Origin of the sequence: Rhodopirellula bahusiensis, assembly GCF_002727185.1 — a bacterium.
Lineage (GTDB): Bacteria > Planctomycetota > Planctomycetia > Pirellulales > Pirellulaceae > Rhodopirellula > Rhodopirellula bahusiensis.
Window position 1 is genome coordinate 545,344 of sequence record NZ_NIZW01000001.1, and the last position, 16,806, is coordinate 562,149.

Genomic DNA, 16,806 nt, shown 5'->3' on the forward strand with positions numbered 1-16,806 from the left:
CTCCCCCGGAAGCCGGTGGAGAGGGGACATCGCGTCGCTTCGCTCCTTCGGAAACTAGCTCCTAGCTCCTAGCTCCTAGCTCCTAGCTCCTAGCTCCTAGCTCCTAGCCCCTAGCTCCTAGCCACCCAACACCCAACACCCAACACCCAACACCCAACACCCAACACCCAACACCCAACTCCCAACACCCAACTCCCAACACCCAACTCCCAACTCCCAACTCCCAACTCCCAACTCCCAACTCCCAACTCCCCTTGTCCGAACAACACACTCCTCGCGAATTTTTGGAACCGAAGGTCTTGGCAGGCTTGTCGGGGTTGCCTTTGTTTGCGCGCCGGCCAATGCGAGGCAATGTTTCCGGTCGGCACACCAGCCCCATGCGGGGCGCGAGCGTGGAGTTTGCTGAGTACCGAAAGTACGTTCCCGGCGATGACCTGAGACGATTGGACTGGCGAGCACACGGTCGCAGCGATCGCTACTACGTCAAAGAATTCGAAGCCGACACGAACCTGCGTTTGCAACTGGTTTTGGACACCAGCGGTTCGATGGAATACGGCTCCGGCGAACTCAACAAATTGCAGTATGCCCGTCGCATCGCCGCCGCGATCGGTTACTTGGCCGTGCAACAAGGCGATGCCGTCGGGCTGTCGTGCGTCAGCAATGGCATCACCGGTCACTTGCCACCTCGACGCAACCCGGCTCACCTCAAGACCATCTTCGATGCCCTCGAAGAAACTCGCGGCCAAGGCGAAACCCATCTGGTCGACGTCTTGCATGAACTCGCCGAAACGACTCGCCAAGCTGCGATGGTGATCGTGATTTCGGACTTCTTCGTTGATCCCAATCAACTGCGAAGCTGCTTCGAACACTTGCGATTTCGCAAACACGATTTGTCGCTGTTCCATCTGCTCGATCCGATGGAACTGAACTTCGAATTTTCGCGGCCGACTCGCTTCCTCGACATGGAAGGCGGCACCGCCATCTTTGCCGAACCCAGTGAGATCGCAGATCGGTATCACGATGCCTTGAAAGACTACCTGGATCAACTGCAACGAATCGTGGTGTCCTCGGGTGTCGACTATCACCGAGTCAGTATCGATCAACCGTACCCCGAAGTGCTGACGAACTTCTTGACCCGACGCGCGATGGCAAAGGGGGGACGATGAGCTTTCTTCAACCCTGGATGCTGTTCGCTCTGCCGATCGCCCTGCTGCCGATCATCATTCACTTGATCAACCAGCGTCGTTATCAAACGACGCAGTGGGCGGCGATGATGTTCCTGCTGGCCGCGAACCGGATGAATCGCGGTTACGCTCGAATTCGACAGTGGGCCATCCTGGCTTTACGAACGCTGGTGCTGTTGGCCTTGATCATCGCCATCGGACGACCACTCGCCAGCGGTTCGCTTGGTGGCGGACTGGTTGGCTCGCTCTCGGGAGGTTCGTCCGCGAACACGATTGTGTTGCTCGATCGTTCGCCTTCGATGAACGCCAACGCAGCGGGCGATTCGCGAACCAAACTGGAAGCCGGCGTCGCTCAAATTGCGGAAACACTGCAAACACTCGGTGCCGGCCGAGTCCTGCTGATCGACAGCAACACGGTCACGGCATCGGACTCTTCTCCTGCTCGAGAACTGGCGTCGCCCGAGGAATTACTGGATCTCCCGCAGACCGGACCTTCCGATGCATCGGCGGACATCCCGGCGATGATGTTGGCGGCACTGGACACCATCCAAGCCAACTCGATGGGTCAAACCGACGTTTGGATTTGCTCCGACGCTCGTGAGCATGATTGGCAATCGCGAGACGGGCGTTGGCCCACGCTTCGCGAAGCACTGGCCCAATTCGGACGCCGAGTTCGTTTCCGATTGCTGACCGTCGCGGGAACTGACCAGCCCAACCGATCGATTCGCATCGACGACATTGCACTGCGAACCGAAGGCGACGAGCGAGTGTTGACGCTGTCGGGCAAACTTCAAAGCGATTCTGAAGACGGCGACACATCGAACACACCGGCAAACACATCCATCCGCATGGATCTCGATGGAGCCGAATCGATCGTCGAGCTGCCACTTGATTCTGGTTCAGGCGAATTCACTGACTTGCGAGTCCCCTTGGATCGCGAACAGGAACGGGGACTCGGGCACGTGTCTTTGCCTGCTGATGGCAACAACGCTGACAACACGTACTACTTTGTCTTCGACCAGCCACCGCCGCGAAAAACGGTGGTCGTGTCTTCGAACGAAGACGTTGCCAACGTGCTGCGATTGGCGGCGGAGATCACTCCCGACCCAAACATCGACGCTTCCGCGGAGGTCCTCCTGCCCGCCGAAGTTCCATCGATCGCCTGGGATGAAACCGCACTCTTGCTTTGGCAAGCCCCGCTGCCCGTCGGCGCATCCAATGCCGAGCTTCGCAAACGCTTGGAATCATTTTTGGACCGCGGCGGTCGAGTGATCTTCTTTCCTCCCGACAATCCGAAGCCAAAGGCGGAATTGTTCGGCGTGTCCTATTCCCCTTGGACGGATTTGAAAGACGACGTATCCATCGCGACATGGCGAGGCGAAGCGGATTTGCTGGGCAAGACATTGGCGGGAGCCTCCCTGCCGGTTGGAAAGCTGAAAGTACATCGCCTCGCGGCACTCTCTGGCGAAACGACTCCGCTAGCGAAGTTGTCCAACGACGAACCCGTCTTGGTCCGAGTCCCCACGCCTCGCGGCGGAGTTTACTTCTGCGGGACAACCCCGGCCGCGAAGGATTCGACTCTTTCGTCCGACGGTGTGGTGTTGTACGTGATGATCCAGCGAGCCTTGGTCGACGGTGCCGCTTCGCTCGCCAACACTGGTCGCTTAGATGCCGGAACCGTTGATGCAGAACTGGCGGCGAACTGGAAACGACTGCAAGGCCCTGACAAGTCGCTGTCCACCGAACATGCTTTCACCGCAGGGGTCTACGCCGACGGCGATCGCTACAACGCGATCAATCGCTCGGCAGGCGAGGACGCCACCGACACGTTGAAAGAATCTCAGATCGATGACCTCTTTCAAGGCTTGGTGTTGGAACGCGTCAACCAAACCGCGGGCGAATCCAATTCGTTGGTCGACGAAGTCTGGCGAGCGTTTCTGATTCTGATGCTGATTGCCATGATCGGTGAAGCCATCTTGTGTTTGCCGCGGCAATCCGCCCAAGCGGCCTCCCCATCCGTCGGAGGTGCCACGGCATGATCGAAACTCATTCGCTCTCGTTTGCTTGGACGCCGTGGACCATCGCCATCGCGGTGATCGCCATCGCAGCCACGCTCGTGCTTGGTTTCCTCGCGTGCTGGCGAAACCATTTCCGCAAAGCGACCGTGCTGCTGGAAGCGTTGCGTTTGATCGTCGTCGTGGTCGCCGCGATTTTGCTCGGCGGCCCCGAATGGGTCGAACAGTACGTCCCTGATGACAAACCTGTCGTTGCGGTGCTGTACGACGATTCGGGCAGCATGCAAACACGGGACGTGGTGCAGTCCGAACCTCAAACCCGCGAAGAAGCAATCGCATCGCTGACGCAAATGGAGGCTTGGAAGTCACTCGAGTCACGCGCCGAAGTGGTCATCGAACCGTTCGCCGAAACCAAACCAGAACCGAACAATCCCAACCGCATCAATCCGATCTCCAACCCCGCCGGAGTCGCTCCTGGTGAAACCGCTGAGTTCGCGGAAGAGAAAGGCACCGACCTTTCCAGTCCACTGTTGGACGTGGTTCGCAAGCATCAACATTTGCTCGGTGTCGTGCTGGCATCGGACGGTGACTGGAACCAAGGCGACGCGCCCGTGCGTGCGGCGGGACGTCTGCGATCGATGGGCATTCCCGTGTTCACCGTTCCAGTTGGCAGCGAAGAACGTTTGCCCGATGTCGAACTGCTCAGCTTCGATGTGCCAACGTTTGCGATCGGCGGCAAGAAGGTTCGGATCCCGTTTTCGATCGAAAGTTCGCTGCCGCGAGACCACGCCGCGACGGTCACCATGACCACCTCGAAAGGCGAGACGATCACCAAGGACATTCGCATCGCCGCGATGGGCCGCACCAATGATTCGGTCGATTGGGAACCAGAAGACCTCGGCGATGAAACGCTGACGCTGACGATCAGCAAACATCCCAACGAGCTGCTCGATGACAACAACGAGATCACCGCACCGATCTCCATCCGAGAAGAGAAACTTCGTGTGCTCGTGATCGAATCGGTGCCTCGCTGGGAATACCGGTATCTACGAAACGCTTTGTCGCGAGACCCCGGTGTCGAGGTTTCGTGCTTGCTGTTTCACCCGGGCCTCGACGCTCGCGGCGGAGGCAACGCCGATTACATCGCGACCTTCCCGGACACCAAAGAAGAGCTATCGAAGTACGACGTCGTCTTCCTCGGCGACGTGGGCTTGGACGACGATCAACTGACGCTCGAACAATGCGAATGGTTGCACGGCTTGGTCGAACAACAGGCCAGCGGTCTCGTCTTCATTCCCGGTTGGGAAGGCCGCCAGTTCAGCCTGCAGGAAACACCGCTGAAAGATCTGTTGCCAGTCACGCTCGACGAAGGCCAACCGGGCGGTTGGGGTTCACGCACCGCACAGCACTTCGAACTCACACAACTGGGTCGTCGCAGTTTGCTGACCAAACTCGCCGACACCGCCGACGACAACCTGGAAGTCTGGGGCAACCTGCCTGGCTTCCAGTGGTACGCCCCGGTGCTGGCCGCGAAACCGGGGTCGGAAACGTTGCTCGTTCACCAAGAGGTCAGCAACCGATTCGGCCGTCTGCCGCTGCTGGTCACGCGAACGTATGGAGCGGGCAAGGTCCTGTTCATGGGAACCGACGGTGCTTGGCGTTGGCGAAAAGGCGTCGAGGATTTGTACCACTATCGGTTCTGGGGCCAAGTTGTTCGCTGGATGGCGTATCGCCGGAACATGGCCCAAGGCGAAACGATGCGGCTGTATTACTCACCCGAACAACCGCAAGTCCGCCAAACGGTCAGCGTCAACGCAAACGTGATGGAAGCCAGTGGCGAACCGCTCTCCGGTGGTGACGTGACGCTGCAAATTGTGGCTCCGTCGGGTCGTTCGCAAACGATTCAATTGCAATCCTCGGGCGAAGCCTGGGGTGCGTTCGCAGGCCGCTTCACACCGGAAGAACCCGGCGAACACAAGTTGACTTTGTTTTGCAAACAAACCGGTGACTCATTGCAGACCACGGTGTTTGCTCAGGGAGTCGCCTTGGAACAAATTGGAAAACCGGCTCGCCCCGACGTGATGCAAGAGATCGCTCGCGTCACCAATGGGCAAGTCTTCACCGTCGATCGAGTGGAAGACGTGATCGCGTGGCTGTCCGCCATGCCCGATCGTCCGCCTTCGATTCGTCGCATCGCACTTTGGAGTCACCCGGCAATCGTCGGTGGATTCATCGCTCTGTTGGCATTGTTTTGGATCGGTCGCAAGGGAGTCGGATTGATATGAAGATTGCAGACAACCATTCACCCGCGCAAACAAATCTGCGCATTCCCGATTCGCTCAAGCAGCAATTGCTGGCTTACCGGAGGCGAGTTTGGCAAATCAAACTGACCGAAGCCGTCGCGATCGTGGTCGCGGGGATCGGACTGGCGTTCCTGCTCGTCTACGGCATGGACCGCTTCACCGACACGCCGGCGATTCTGCGAGGCCTGCTCTGGATCGGCGGATTCGCTTTGGTGACCATCGTGCCCTGGGCGATCTACAAATGGGTCTACAAGCACCAAGCCCTCGAGCCGCTGGCCAAATTGCTGAGCCAAAAGATGCCCTCGATCGGCGACCGATTGTTGGGCGTGATCGAGCTGACTCACAACGCGTCCGAACAAGCCCGCTCGCCCGAGCTTTGCCAAGCCGCGATGACGCAAGTCGCCGACGACGCGGCGGGCAAAGACTTCCGCGGCGCGGCACCGAACTCCTGGTACAAAGCCTGGACCGGTTTGGCCGCCGCAACGGTGCTGGCCATTGGAGCCTTGGCGGTGACCTACCCCGCCGCAACGGGCAACGCGATGACTCGGTTGTTGGCACCTTGGGGTTCCACGCCACGGTACACGTTCACCCGAATCGACGCGTTGGCAAACGACGTCTACATCCCACACGGCGAACCCGTGGTCCTGCCGGTTGCATTGAGTGAGGATTCACGCTGGCAACCTGAGTCCGCCGAACTGCACATCGGTCAACAAAAACCAATCCAAGCCACCCTCCGCGACGGGCAGTACGCCTTTGCGGTGCCGCCTCAACTCAGCGAACATCCAATGTCGCTCACCGTTGGCGACGTGAAGCAGTCGGTGAAGCTGAAACCCACTTTGCGTCCCGAGCTTTCCAAGATTGTCGCGGACGTGAACTTGCCCGAATACCTCGGCCAACCCGAACCCAAACAAATCGACACGCGAGGCGGCTCTTTGACCGTCGTTCGCGGAAGCCAAGCTGTTGTGACCGCGATCGCCAATCGCGAATTGGCCGACGGCAAAGTCAACGAACAATCGCGTCCGGTCGATGGACCGCAATTGGCCAGTGATCCCGTGCAAGCCGTCGAAACGGAAACGCTGCAGTTCCAATGGCGTGACCAGATGGGTCTGACGGGACGCGAACCGTTCACGTTGTCGATCGAAGCGATTGACGACGAGGCCCCCACGCTGATCTGCGATGGTCTGGAACGCCAAGCGGTCGTGTTGGATTCAGAAACCTTGACCTTCCAGGTCCGTGCCAACGACGACTTCGGCATCCGCCGCGTTGGCATCCAGTGGAAAGGCATGGACGTCGGAGCAGTCGAAGAACCGGCCGAAGGCGAACGAGCTCTCGCGGCAGGCGACCCATCGGCCAGCAGTTTGGAAGCGATGGGAACGTTCTCGGCCAAGTCGCTGGGGATTCCCGCTCAACCAATCGAACTGCAAGTTTGGGCGGAGGATTACCTGCCCGAGCGTGCTCGTGTGTTGTCACCTCCGTTTTTGTTGTACGTCCTTACCCCGGACCAACATGCGATCTGGATGACCGAACAATTGAGCAAATGGCACCGGCAAGCCCTCGATGTTCGCGACCGGGAACGACAACTCCACGAGAAGAACAAGCAACTTCGAGCGTTGTCCGCCGACGAAGTGGAAATGGATCAGCACCAACGCGACATCGAACGCCAAGCCGCCGCGGAACGGTCCAACGGTCGTCGATTGGAACGGCTCGGACAGATGGGCGACCAATTGGTTTTGGCGGCATCCAAGAACCCCGAAATCGGAGTTGGCCACCTGGAGAGTTGGGCGGAGATGCTGCAAGTCCTTCAGGACCTCTCCGACAATCGGATGCCCAGCGTCGCGAATCTGCTGGACGACGCGGCACAGGAAGCACCCAAGATTGCATCCAAACCTGGCCCCAAAAGTCCCGGCGGCCCCAAAGCCGGTCAAAGCCGTGCGGGCGGCCCGGGCCCCGGATCTGAAATGTCCAAGCACCCTGGCCCCAAACCACGTGCGGCACCGCAGTTGGTCGACATGGAATCCTCCGCCAACTCACCCGACGAAGGCAAAGGTTCGCCCGGCGGACCAAAGAAACCCAGCAACCCTGCGCTGCGTTTGCCAACGACCACCGTGATGGGCAAGAGCCAACCTTCGGATGACAAACCGAAGAAGGATGAGCCGCTGAAGATGGCCCAAGCGATCACCGAGCAAAAGGAACTGCTCGACGAATTCGACAAAATCGCTGACGAACTGAATCTGATCTTGGCAAACCTAGAAGGCAGCACGTTGGTCAAACGACTGAAGGCTGCCTCTCGCAAACAGAACTTGGTCGCCAAGCAACTGACCAATCACCTCGAACCCGCGTTCGGACAAAGTGCCCCGCGCATCGACGACGAAGTCAAGGAGGTCTTCACGGAACTTCAAACCGCCGAGGATGAAAGCACCGAACAGATCTCCTACATCATGGACGACATGGAGGCCTACTTTGAACGACGACGCTTCGCTCAGTTCAAAGTCACCTTGGACGAGATGAAATCCAGTGATGTGATCGGTGGACTGCGACAACTTTCCGCGGCAATCAAAGACCAACAAGGCATGTCCGTCGCACAGTGTGAGTTCTGGTCGGACTCGCTGGATCGTTGGGCTGAAAATCTGGTCGATCCCGCTTGCAACGGCAGTTGCCCCGGCGGCAAGTCGCCGGAAAGTCTGCCGCCATCGATCGTTCGCGACGTGATGCAAATCCTGGAATCCGAAGTCAACCTGCGTGACGAAACTCGCGTGGCCGAACAAGCCAAAGCGGCCGTTGACGCCAAAGACCACAAGGCCACGGCCGAGACGCTGGCCAAGACTCAAACGGAGATCAACGAACGCGTTGTGGACGTGATTGAACGCATCCGCGAATTGCCGGACGCGAGCAAGCACTTCGGGAAAGAGCTCAAGATGCTGGCGCAAGTCGATGCTGTGATGACCGACGCGACTTCGATCTTGAAGCAACCCAACACGGGCTCGCAAGCCATCGCAGCCGAGACCGAAGCGATTGAGTTGATCCTGCGATCCAAACGCATCAATCCCAAAGGCGGCGGAGGCGGCGGCAGTTCACCGGGTGGCGGATCAGGCGGTGGCAACAGTGCTGATTCCGCTTTGGCATTGCTTGGAAAAAGCAAGAACGAAAAGGAGGTGCGTGAGAACAAAAACGTCACCCAATCGACCGGCGAGACCGGCGCGGAACTCCCCGAAGAATTCCGCCGCGGACTGGATCAATACTTCAGCCGATTGGGAGGAACCTGATGGTCATCCGCTGCGGGATCTTTCTGTTGTTTGGTCTGCTTACGTTGATGGGTCGCCCGGTCTCATCGCAGGAACGAAGAGTGCAGGCGGTCCAGGATTTCAATGCACTCAATCGATTCGCGGGAGGCCAACTGAAAGCGGTCGAAAAGAACCCCAAACCGATCGAGTGTCTTCGCCCGCTAGTGAACGCGGAACTGTCATTCGTTCATCGGGTTTGCGAGCCGACCGACGAACAGATGAAAGCCATCATCGAATCGGCACAAGAAGCATTCAACGAGATGGGAGATCTGAGGCTGCAAAACATGGCTCAGAGCCCACGTTTGCGCTTCCACGGAGTGAACGGTGAAACCCTGAAGTCGAATCCAATCCGTCGAGTTCGGAAAGACACCATGGACTTCCTTCCATTGCTCGTAACCGAAAAGCAGTTTCAAAAGTACAAACAAGAATCATCGCAACGAGACCGCATCGAAAGTGAGGCAGCCGCAGACTACCTCGTCGCCTTGTTGAACTCGAAATTGATTCTCACCAAAGTCCAGCAACGGAAGCTTCGAACCGCTTTCCTCGACGATTGGACTGAACTCGACGTCGAGTGGATCAACAACTATGTCAACAACCCAAACTTTCTGCCGATCATCCCAAGCAACTTGCTGCGAAAAGTCTTAACAACCGACCAACAGGCAGCGTGGTCTTCCCTGCAACAGGTCAGCATGGGCGTCATGATCGGTCAAAACTCAGAGCGTTTTTTGGTGAAGGAGTGGCTGCCATGAAACCGTTCGGATGGGTCGCTTTATTCATCGCCATTCTACTTGGAACACTTGGAGGAATGGCCCCCAATCAGTGCGTCGCCCAGAACCAGATCGACCTGGCTCAGTTTGACAGTTGGATCTTCCAACGGCATGGCCGAGATGAAGCTCGGTGTCGCTCGGCTCTGAAAAAAGAGATCGAACTCCGGTTCGTCCGCATCGAACAATCCACTCCATTGACGGAAGGTCAAAAAGACGCCCTGCGTCTGGCCGGACATGGTGACATCAAGCGGTTCTTTGATCGTGTGAATAAAGCTCGTGAGACGTTCCTCAACATGGAACAGGACAACGACAATCGAAACATCAACGAAGCTTACCAACTGGCCTCCCCGCTTCAGCAAGAACTCACTCAAGGAATCTTCGGTGATGGGTCACTTGTTCAGAAAGTCACCCGCTACGTGATGACCGAAGAGCAAGCAACGGAGCTGGAAGAACGAGAGATCGAACAATTCCGAGCTCTGTTCAGCGCCCAGGCCAATTTATTTCTTGCCACCCTTGGGCGCAGCATGGCGTTGACGGCGAAGCAGCAGCGTCAACTGCAGGGTCACTTAAAAAAGAGGATCGAACAGATCCAGAAAACACCCTCAGGAAAACTTCATGTCAGCTTTTATCAAACTGTTTTCATTAAATGGATCGCTGAATCGCAAGAGGAGGAAGCCACGTCCATTCTTGACCGTGAGCAAACAAAAGTCATTGAGAATCTTGCAAAAAACGCCCAGGGAGCTCTGCCAAGGCTCAAAAAAGAAGGACTGATTCAGTGAAAAATAGAAGAGCGAAGACATCTTCAATCTTGCTGATTGCGTTTGCGATCGGAACGCTGTTTTCACCGCAGGCCAGCGCCCAATTCCCAACGGCACAACTCGGCGATGTGGTGCCGCGTGACGTGCGTGAGATATACGAAAAGGGCATTCAGTATCTCGCGAAATCTCAAAGCGAATCGGGCAATTGGTCCGAAGGTTCTTACGGTGGGCCTGGCGTGACCGGCATGGCCGTGATGACGTTCCTGGCTTCGGGGGAAGACCCCAACTACGGCATCTACAGCAGCAACATTCGCCGCGGCTTGATCAGCATCGTCAACTCGCAAGATCCCAACTCGGGCATCCTGGGTGGCAACAGCGGTCCCGGCGGTCACGCCAGCATGTACAACCACGGTTTCGCGACCTTGGCTCTCGCGGAAGCCTACGGTGTGGTCAACGAACGCCTGCTCACCACCGGCGGCAAGAAGTTGGACCGGTCATTGGGTGAAGCCTTGGAACTCGCCGTTCGAGGAGCAGTGACCTCACAGAAGAAGAACTCTTACGGAGGCTGGCGATATGGCGCCGATGCCAAAGACGCCGACACCTCCGTCAGTGGCGCTGTCATGGTCGGATTGCTGGCGGCTCGGAATGCTGGCGTTAAAGTCCCCGACGAAGCGATCGATCGCGGCGTGGCTTACTTCAAATCCATGACCAGCTCGTCCGGACAAGTCGCCTACGCCGGACTGGGAGGGTTCGACAATTCAACGCCTCGAATTTCAATTGGCTGTTTGGTCTATGCCGTGTCGCGTCGAAAAGACATGCCCGAATTCAAAGCCACCCTCACCGCACTGACCAATCAGATGGATACTTCCGGCGGTTCCTACAAGAGCTACGGAAACTACTACCAAGCCCAAGCGTTGTTCCAGGGCGATGTCGACGCCTGGGAAAAATGGAACAAGGATTTGATCCGTCAGCTCAAGGCCAGCCAAAACGAGGACGGCAGCTTTTCAGGCAACTTTGGCCCCACCGTTGAAACCTCTTTGTCACTGCTAGCGATGGCGCTCAACTTCCGTTTCCTGCCGATCTACGAACGATGAAAATTTTGGAAAATCACGATCGCATGAAACGACCATTCGCCAAGCTCATCCGGTGTTCAGACCTTGCAAACATCGGCGCCTTCACCCTTCACCCTCCCGCTGGGAGGGTCGAGCGAAGCGAGGGGAGGGTCGAGCCTGAACTCAGCAATCGCACTCCCCGGCCCGAAGCGGACCGTCTCTCCCCAAGGCACCGAAGGACTTCCACCGCGGCGAGGGTGTCCCTGATCTTGCTAGTGGGCGTCTTTGGTTTCCTGAACCGGGCGTTGTGCCCCCCTCCATTGTTCGCGAATGATTTCTCAGGAATCCTGAGGCTGAACAATGGCGACCATGTGCAAGGCCATTTCGCGGCGTCGCGGATCAGCGAGGAAGAAACCCCGGCCATCGTGAATTGGCAAAACGCTGAATTCGCAACACCGTTTTCGTTTCCGTTTGGTTCCTTGGCCTCGGCCACTTTTCCACCGCCATCGGAAATCAACGCCACCCAAGGGCAGTTCGCACTGGAACTGCTCAACGGCGACCGCCTGTTCGGCAACATCGTCAAAATGGGCGATCCGTTGACGGTTTCACTCGCCGGCGGAGAAACGTCGAAACTTCCGCTCGCCATGGTTCGCCAGATCTTTCGCTGGGATGACAGTCGCGCCGTTGTCTTCCAAGGTCCCGGCCCACGTGATGACTGGGAATCGAACGGTCAGTTTGAGAGCTGGACCGATTCGACGGGCACGCTCGAAACCAGCGCCGCGATGGCCACCATTTTCCGAGATTTGCAACTCCCGAAATTGGCCAGCATCGAATTGGACATCGCTTGGGAAGGAAAACCCAACTTTGTGATCGCAGTTGGTGTCGATCCTGATTCGGCGGAACACACTTGGGCCGACGCGTTTCACATTGAGGTTTGGGATGATGACATCGTTGCCGTTTGGGAAGACGGTTCGCTGGCTGGTGTCGAATCCATCGCGAAACTCAAAGACCTTGGCAATCGACTGCAGGTGACCCTCAAGATCGATCAGGTCAAACGACGCGTGATGATCGAGTCGATGCGTGGCGAAACACTGACGCAGTACACACTGCCAATCAAAACGCCACGCGTCGCTCAAACCGGCATCTACTTTCGCAACATCGACGGCGTCCTGCGGATTCGTTCCTTGCAAGTCCTACACGCGACGGATCTCTCCTCCAAGCCAGGGACGCCCACCAAAGCATCCCAGACGTCAGACGAAACGCCCGACGAATCCGGCGTCGGCGTTTCGGTGCACCTGAGCGACGGTGAGTCGTTTCAAGGAAGCTGGATGGGGATCAAAGAAGACCAATGGCTGTTTTCAGTTGGCGAAGAAGAACGTCTCGTCGCAGCCGACCAAATCATGGTCATGGACTTCCTCCACGCCGCCTCGAAAAATCCTCCCGAAGAGCTATCCACCATCGATCAGTTGCAAATCAGAACCTTTGATGGGATGCGTCTGAGTGGCCGTTTGGAACGAATCGACGATCAGTCCTTGCATGTCGTTGCAGCGGCGACACAAACCAAAGTTGCGATCCCAACTTCTAGCATCGACACGATCGACTTCCAGTCATCGCAACCGTTGGTGCCGTCGCAACGGGGACTGATGCGATTGGAACTGGACGGCACACGGCTTCACGGGCGTTTGCTCGATGCTGAACCGGACAGTCAGCCAACGGCACTCCGGTTCGAAACATCGGGCGCAGCACCAGTTGTCATGCGTCCCAACATCGAAGGAAAACTGACACTGCGTCCCAAAGTGGAAACCACCAAATCCGCGACCGAACTTCGCATCGAGAGGCTGCAAAAGATTCGACAGGCAGCCCAAAAGCAAAACAATCTGCAACGCGCCGCCGTCCGACGCGCACCCGTCCAGCAAGCAAAAAAGCCTGGCATCTGGAACGTGTTCAGCAAAGTCTTCGACCCTAAAGAGAACGCGAAGGCGATTGCGGGAAGACCAATCTATCTGAAAACCGGCGAAGTCATCCCGGGCAGAGTGATTTCCATTGACGAAAATGAAGTCACCTTTGAATCCGGGATGACTCAGAAAACAAAGCTACCGAGAGAACAGATCCGTGCGATTCATCTGAGTTCGATCGGGAGCGAACCGGTCATCGACACGCAAGAACGCGAACGTTTGCTCACCGTTCCTCGCAATCGAAAAAACAGCCCACCAACCCACCTCTTGATCGCTGACAATGGCGACATGATGCGTTGTCGACTGGTGTCACTCACCAAAGAAAACGCCGAGGTCGAATCACGTCTAGAAACCATCACGATCCCTCGAAAAGTCATCTCAAAGATCATCTGGTTGAAACCGCCGATCGACACGGATGAGTCAACCAAAGCAACCGGCGAGGAGGCAGACGAAGAACTTGGAAACAAGAAAGCAGACGTCGATTCGGACAAATTGACGGTGCAAGGCAAGCTTCTCGATGGCAATCGATTGTCATTGGTTCCCGAGAGCGTTATCAATCAAACGATGATTGGCGAAAACTTTTTCCTCGGCCCGATTCGTCTGCCACTTGCGAACTGCGAGGAACTGTATCTCGGCAAACGCGACGATCTCGATAACCCCGATGATCCGCACGCGATTTGGCAACTGGTGAATGCTCCCGAACCCATCATCGGTGACTCGGGCGGTGGCGACGATTCGATGGCGGGCACACGATCCCCGCTGGTTGGCCAGAAAGCTCCTGACTTCAAACTCAAAACCTTGGATGGCGAACCGTTCCGCATCGCCGATCAAACTGGTCGAACGCTGGTTTTGGATTTCTGGGCCACCTGGTGCGGTCCGTGCATGCAAGCCATGCCGGTGATCGAAGATGCGGTTGCCGAGTTTGATCCCGAGCAAGTCAGATTGGTCGCGGTCAATTTGCAAGAAAGTGCCGACGACGTCCGCAACACACTCGACCGAATCGGAGTCAGCCCCGAAGTCGTGCTGGACATCGACGGTGTCGCGGCAGGACGCTACCAAGCCAACGCGATTCCTCAGACGGTCGTGATCGACGCAGAAGGCACCGTGACGCGAGTCTTCGTCGGCGGCGGATCGAAGCTGGGCGAACAATTGGCCGACGCCATTCGTGAAACGCTGGGTGAACCCGCGAAACAAAACTGAATCTAAAAAAACTTTTCGACAGGCGTGAGATTCTCGCTCGGTGGAGGACTGTTCTTCTTAGACGACACGTTTCGTTCACAGCGCCGCTCGAAAAGGAGCCACGTGACGGAGCAGGTGCAGCTTTTCTTTTCGGCGGTCCCCAGCCATGCATTCTCCCGAAACACGACCGAGCTTGATCGTTCGATTGGGCGGTGCGGCAGACCAATCGGCTTGGTGGTCGTTTGTGGAAACCTACGAACCGTTTCTCAAGCACCTGGTCGCTCGGCATGGAACGCCCCCGTCGCACGTCGCCGACGTCACGCAGCAAGTCCTGATCTCGATCGCACGCAGCATTGATGGGTTCTCTGACGACGGCAAAGAAGCCTCGTTCCGGCGTTGGGTCCACCAGGTCTCCCGCAACGTCGTCATCAAGTACATGGCTCGCCAGCGGAAACAAATCACTGGCCTGGGCGGCACAGACGCACTGTTGCAACTCGACCAACAGCCCGCCATCGATGATCCCGCGTTGGAGGATCAGTACCAACATGAATTGATTGTTTGGGCCGCCGAGAAAGTCCGCTCCGAATTTGCCCCGACAAGCTGGCAAGCGTTTTGGGGCACGATGATCGAAGGCCGACCGGTCGCTGAGATCGCCGGAGAACTGAACGTTTCCGCGGGTAGCATTTACATGTCCCGTTCCCGCATTTTGCGTCGCATTCGATTGGTTCTCGACGAGGTGATGCAGTGAACGCTTGGCACCCCAGCGACGATGTCTTGCGATTGGTGCTCGACGAACACGCCGATGCAAAGACGGACGAAGACGTCACCTCCCACCTCGATGAATGCGAGCTTTGCCAAACCAGAATCGAACAATTCGCTGAGTCCTCCCACGCGATTCGCGAATCACTCCGGCGTGAAACCATGTCGGGCAGCCTCGCGCTCGACACACCCAAGTTGGCCGCACCCAGCGAAACGGCTTGGTTGGCCGATTTCGCGGTATCGTTTCTGCAGCCAACCGATCAGCCCGATGCGATTGGCAAACTCGGTGAGTTCGAAGTCCAATCCGTGATCGGGCACGGCGGAATGGGAATTGTGCTGAAGGGTTTTCAACCGGAACTGAATCGTCCGGTGGCTATCAAAGTCATGTCGCCGCATTTGGCCTCGATCGGAACGGCTCGCAAACGTTTTCTTCGCGAGGCACAGGCGACCGCGGCGATCGTGCATCCCAATGTGATGCCGATTTTGTCCGTCAGTGAATCGGCCACCCTGCCCTACTTGGTCATGCCGTATGTGGCTTGCCGGACACTGCAACAACGAATCGACACCGAGGGTCCGCTGCCGATCACCGATGTGCTGCGAATCGGTATCCAAGTCGCCGCGGCGCTTGCCGCCGCCCACCGGCAAGGATTGGTGCATCGCGACGTGAAGCCCGCCAACATCCTGATCGAACCTGCCGTCGACCGAACGATGTTGACCGACTTTGGTCTGGCCCGGGCCGCCGATGATGTGACCGTCACACGCTCCGGTGTGATCGCGGGAACGCCGCAGTACATGTCACCTGAACAAGCCCGTGGTGAATCGGTCGATGCTCGCAGCGATCTGTTTGCACTGGGATGTGTTCTGTACGCGATGGCCGCGGGACGCCCGCCCTTTCGTTCGGAAACCAGTTACGGAATTCTGCGCCGGATCACAGATCATCCTCATCGTCCGATGCGGGAAAGCCAAGCGAGCGTTCCGGTTTGGATGGACCACTTGGTCGATCAATTGCTTCGCAAGGACGCAAGAAATCGAGTCAGCAGCGCCGAAGAAACGCAGCGTTTGCTGGAAGCCTGCTTGGCCCACGTGCAACAACCCAGCATCCCTCTTCCGAGCGAAGTGATGGCATCGAAAAGACCCCACATCCGTCTCGCGATTTTACTGACGGTTCTGCTTCTGGTTACCGTTCCATTGATCGCCACCAATGTCTGGAACCGATCGAGAACGCCCCGACCGAATGTCGTCAAGACGCGACCGGCTAGCAATCCTTCCGCGTCCCAACCCGAGCCCGTCGCTCCCGATTTTGCCTTCGCGGGACCGATCACCGAATCGGTGTGGGACGAACCGACAAAGAACGAAACCACCTCGCTGGCCGAGATCGATTCCCAACTGGAACTCATCCAGAAGCAGATCGAATCGCTGCAAAAAAGCCTCGATGTCAATGAGCAACCATGAATGCTTCGTCCCCGCTTCAGAGGATTGAGCGAAGAGGCCGTGCAGTTTTGAAATGCCGTTCTCGTAACATCCAGCAAACCCCGCCCGCGCAGGAGGCGGTG

General features: G+C 57.3%; 10 protein-coding genes. All 10 read left to right on the forward strand.

Annotated features, from left to right (window positions below):
• Nucleotides 1–254 precede the first annotated feature (254 nt).
• Nucleotides 255–1,166 carry a DUF58 domain-containing protein gene (locus tag CEE69_RS02215; protein WP_099258999.1) on the forward strand — a complete coding sequence of 304 codons (912 nt, stop codon included), beginning with the start codon at nucleotides 255–257 and terminating at the stop codon, nucleotides 1,164–1,166.
• Nucleotides 1,163–3,223, forward strand: coding sequence for a BatA domain-containing protein (locus CEE69_RS02220; RefSeq protein ID WP_099259001.1), 2,061 nt, complete (start codon nucleotides 1,163–1,165; stop codon nucleotides 3,221–3,223). Before CEE69_RS02215 ends, CEE69_RS02220 begins: the two co-directional genes overlap by 4 nt.
• Complete coding sequence (locus tag CEE69_RS02225; protein ID WP_008664776.1) at nucleotides 3,220–5,484, forward strand: DUF1355 domain-containing protein; 2,265 nt, start codon at nucleotides 3,220–3,222, stop codon at nucleotides 5,482–5,484. The genes CEE69_RS02220 and CEE69_RS02225 overlap by 4 nt, the downstream gene beginning before the upstream one ends.
• Nucleotides 5,481–8,765, forward strand: coding sequence for a hypothetical protein (locus CEE69_RS02230; protein WP_099259003.1), 3,285 nt, complete (start codon nucleotides 5,481–5,483; stop codon nucleotides 8,763–8,765). Before CEE69_RS02225 ends, CEE69_RS02230 begins: the two co-directional genes overlap by 4 nt.
• Entirely contained in the window at nucleotides 8,765–9,532 is a 768-nt protein-coding gene (locus CEE69_RS02235; protein ID WP_099259005.1) for a hypothetical protein, read from the forward strand. The genes CEE69_RS02230 and CEE69_RS02235 overlap by 1 nt, the downstream gene beginning before the upstream one ends.
• A 212-nt stretch (nucleotides 9,533–9,744) precedes the next feature.
• Entirely contained in the window at nucleotides 9,745–10,329 is a 585-nt protein-coding gene (locus CEE69_RS02240; protein WP_233214523.1) for a hypothetical protein, read from the forward strand.
• Nucleotides 10,330–10,376: 47 nt separating this feature from the next.
• Nucleotides 10,377–11,402 (forward strand): prenyltransferase/squalene oxidase repeat-containing protein, encoded by a 1,026-nt coding sequence (locus tag CEE69_RS02245; protein WP_099259226.1) that lies wholly within the window; start codon nucleotides 10,377–10,379, stop codon nucleotides 11,400–11,402.
• A 215-nt stretch (nucleotides 11,403–11,617) separates the two neighbouring features.
• Nucleotides 11,618–14,515, forward strand: coding sequence for a TlpA family protein disulfide reductase (locus tag CEE69_RS02250; protein WP_390179954.1), 2,898 nt, complete (start codon nucleotides 11,618–11,620; stop codon nucleotides 14,513–14,515).
• 145 nt (nucleotides 14,516–14,660) lie between these two features.
• Entirely contained in the window at nucleotides 14,661–15,242 is a 582-nt protein-coding gene (locus CEE69_RS02255; RefSeq protein ID WP_099259009.1) for a sigma-70 family RNA polymerase sigma factor, read from the forward strand.
• Nucleotides 15,239–16,705, forward strand: a complete 1,467-nt coding sequence (locus tag CEE69_RS02260) for a serine/threonine-protein kinase (protein ID WP_099259011.1) — start codon at nucleotides 15,239–15,241, stop codon at nucleotides 16,703–16,705. The genes CEE69_RS02255 and CEE69_RS02260 overlap by 4 nt, the downstream gene beginning before the upstream one ends.
• Nucleotides 16,706–16,806 lie beyond the last annotated feature (101 nt).

Excerpts from the sequence above, each read along its gene's own strand:
- CEE69_RS02220 (WP_099259001.1), top strand. The coding sequence starts at position 1,163 with ATGAGCTTTCTTCAACCCTGGATGCTGTTCGCTCTGCCGATCGCCCTG.
- CEE69_RS02225 (WP_008664776.1), top strand. The coding sequence starts at position 3,220 with ATGATCGAAACTCATTCGCTCTCGTTTGCTTGGACGCCGTGGACCATC.
- CEE69_RS02230 (WP_099259003.1), top strand. The coding sequence starts at position 5,481 with ATGAAGATTGCAGACAACCATTCACCCGCGCAAACAAATCTGCGCATT.
- CEE69_RS02235 (WP_099259005.1), top strand. The coding sequence starts at position 8,765 with ATGGTCATCCGCTGCGGGATCTTTCTGTTGTTTGGTCTGCTTACGTTG.
- CEE69_RS02255 (WP_099259009.1), top strand. The coding sequence starts at position 14,661 with ATGCATTCTCCCGAAACACGACCGAGCTTGATCGTTCGATTGGGCGGT.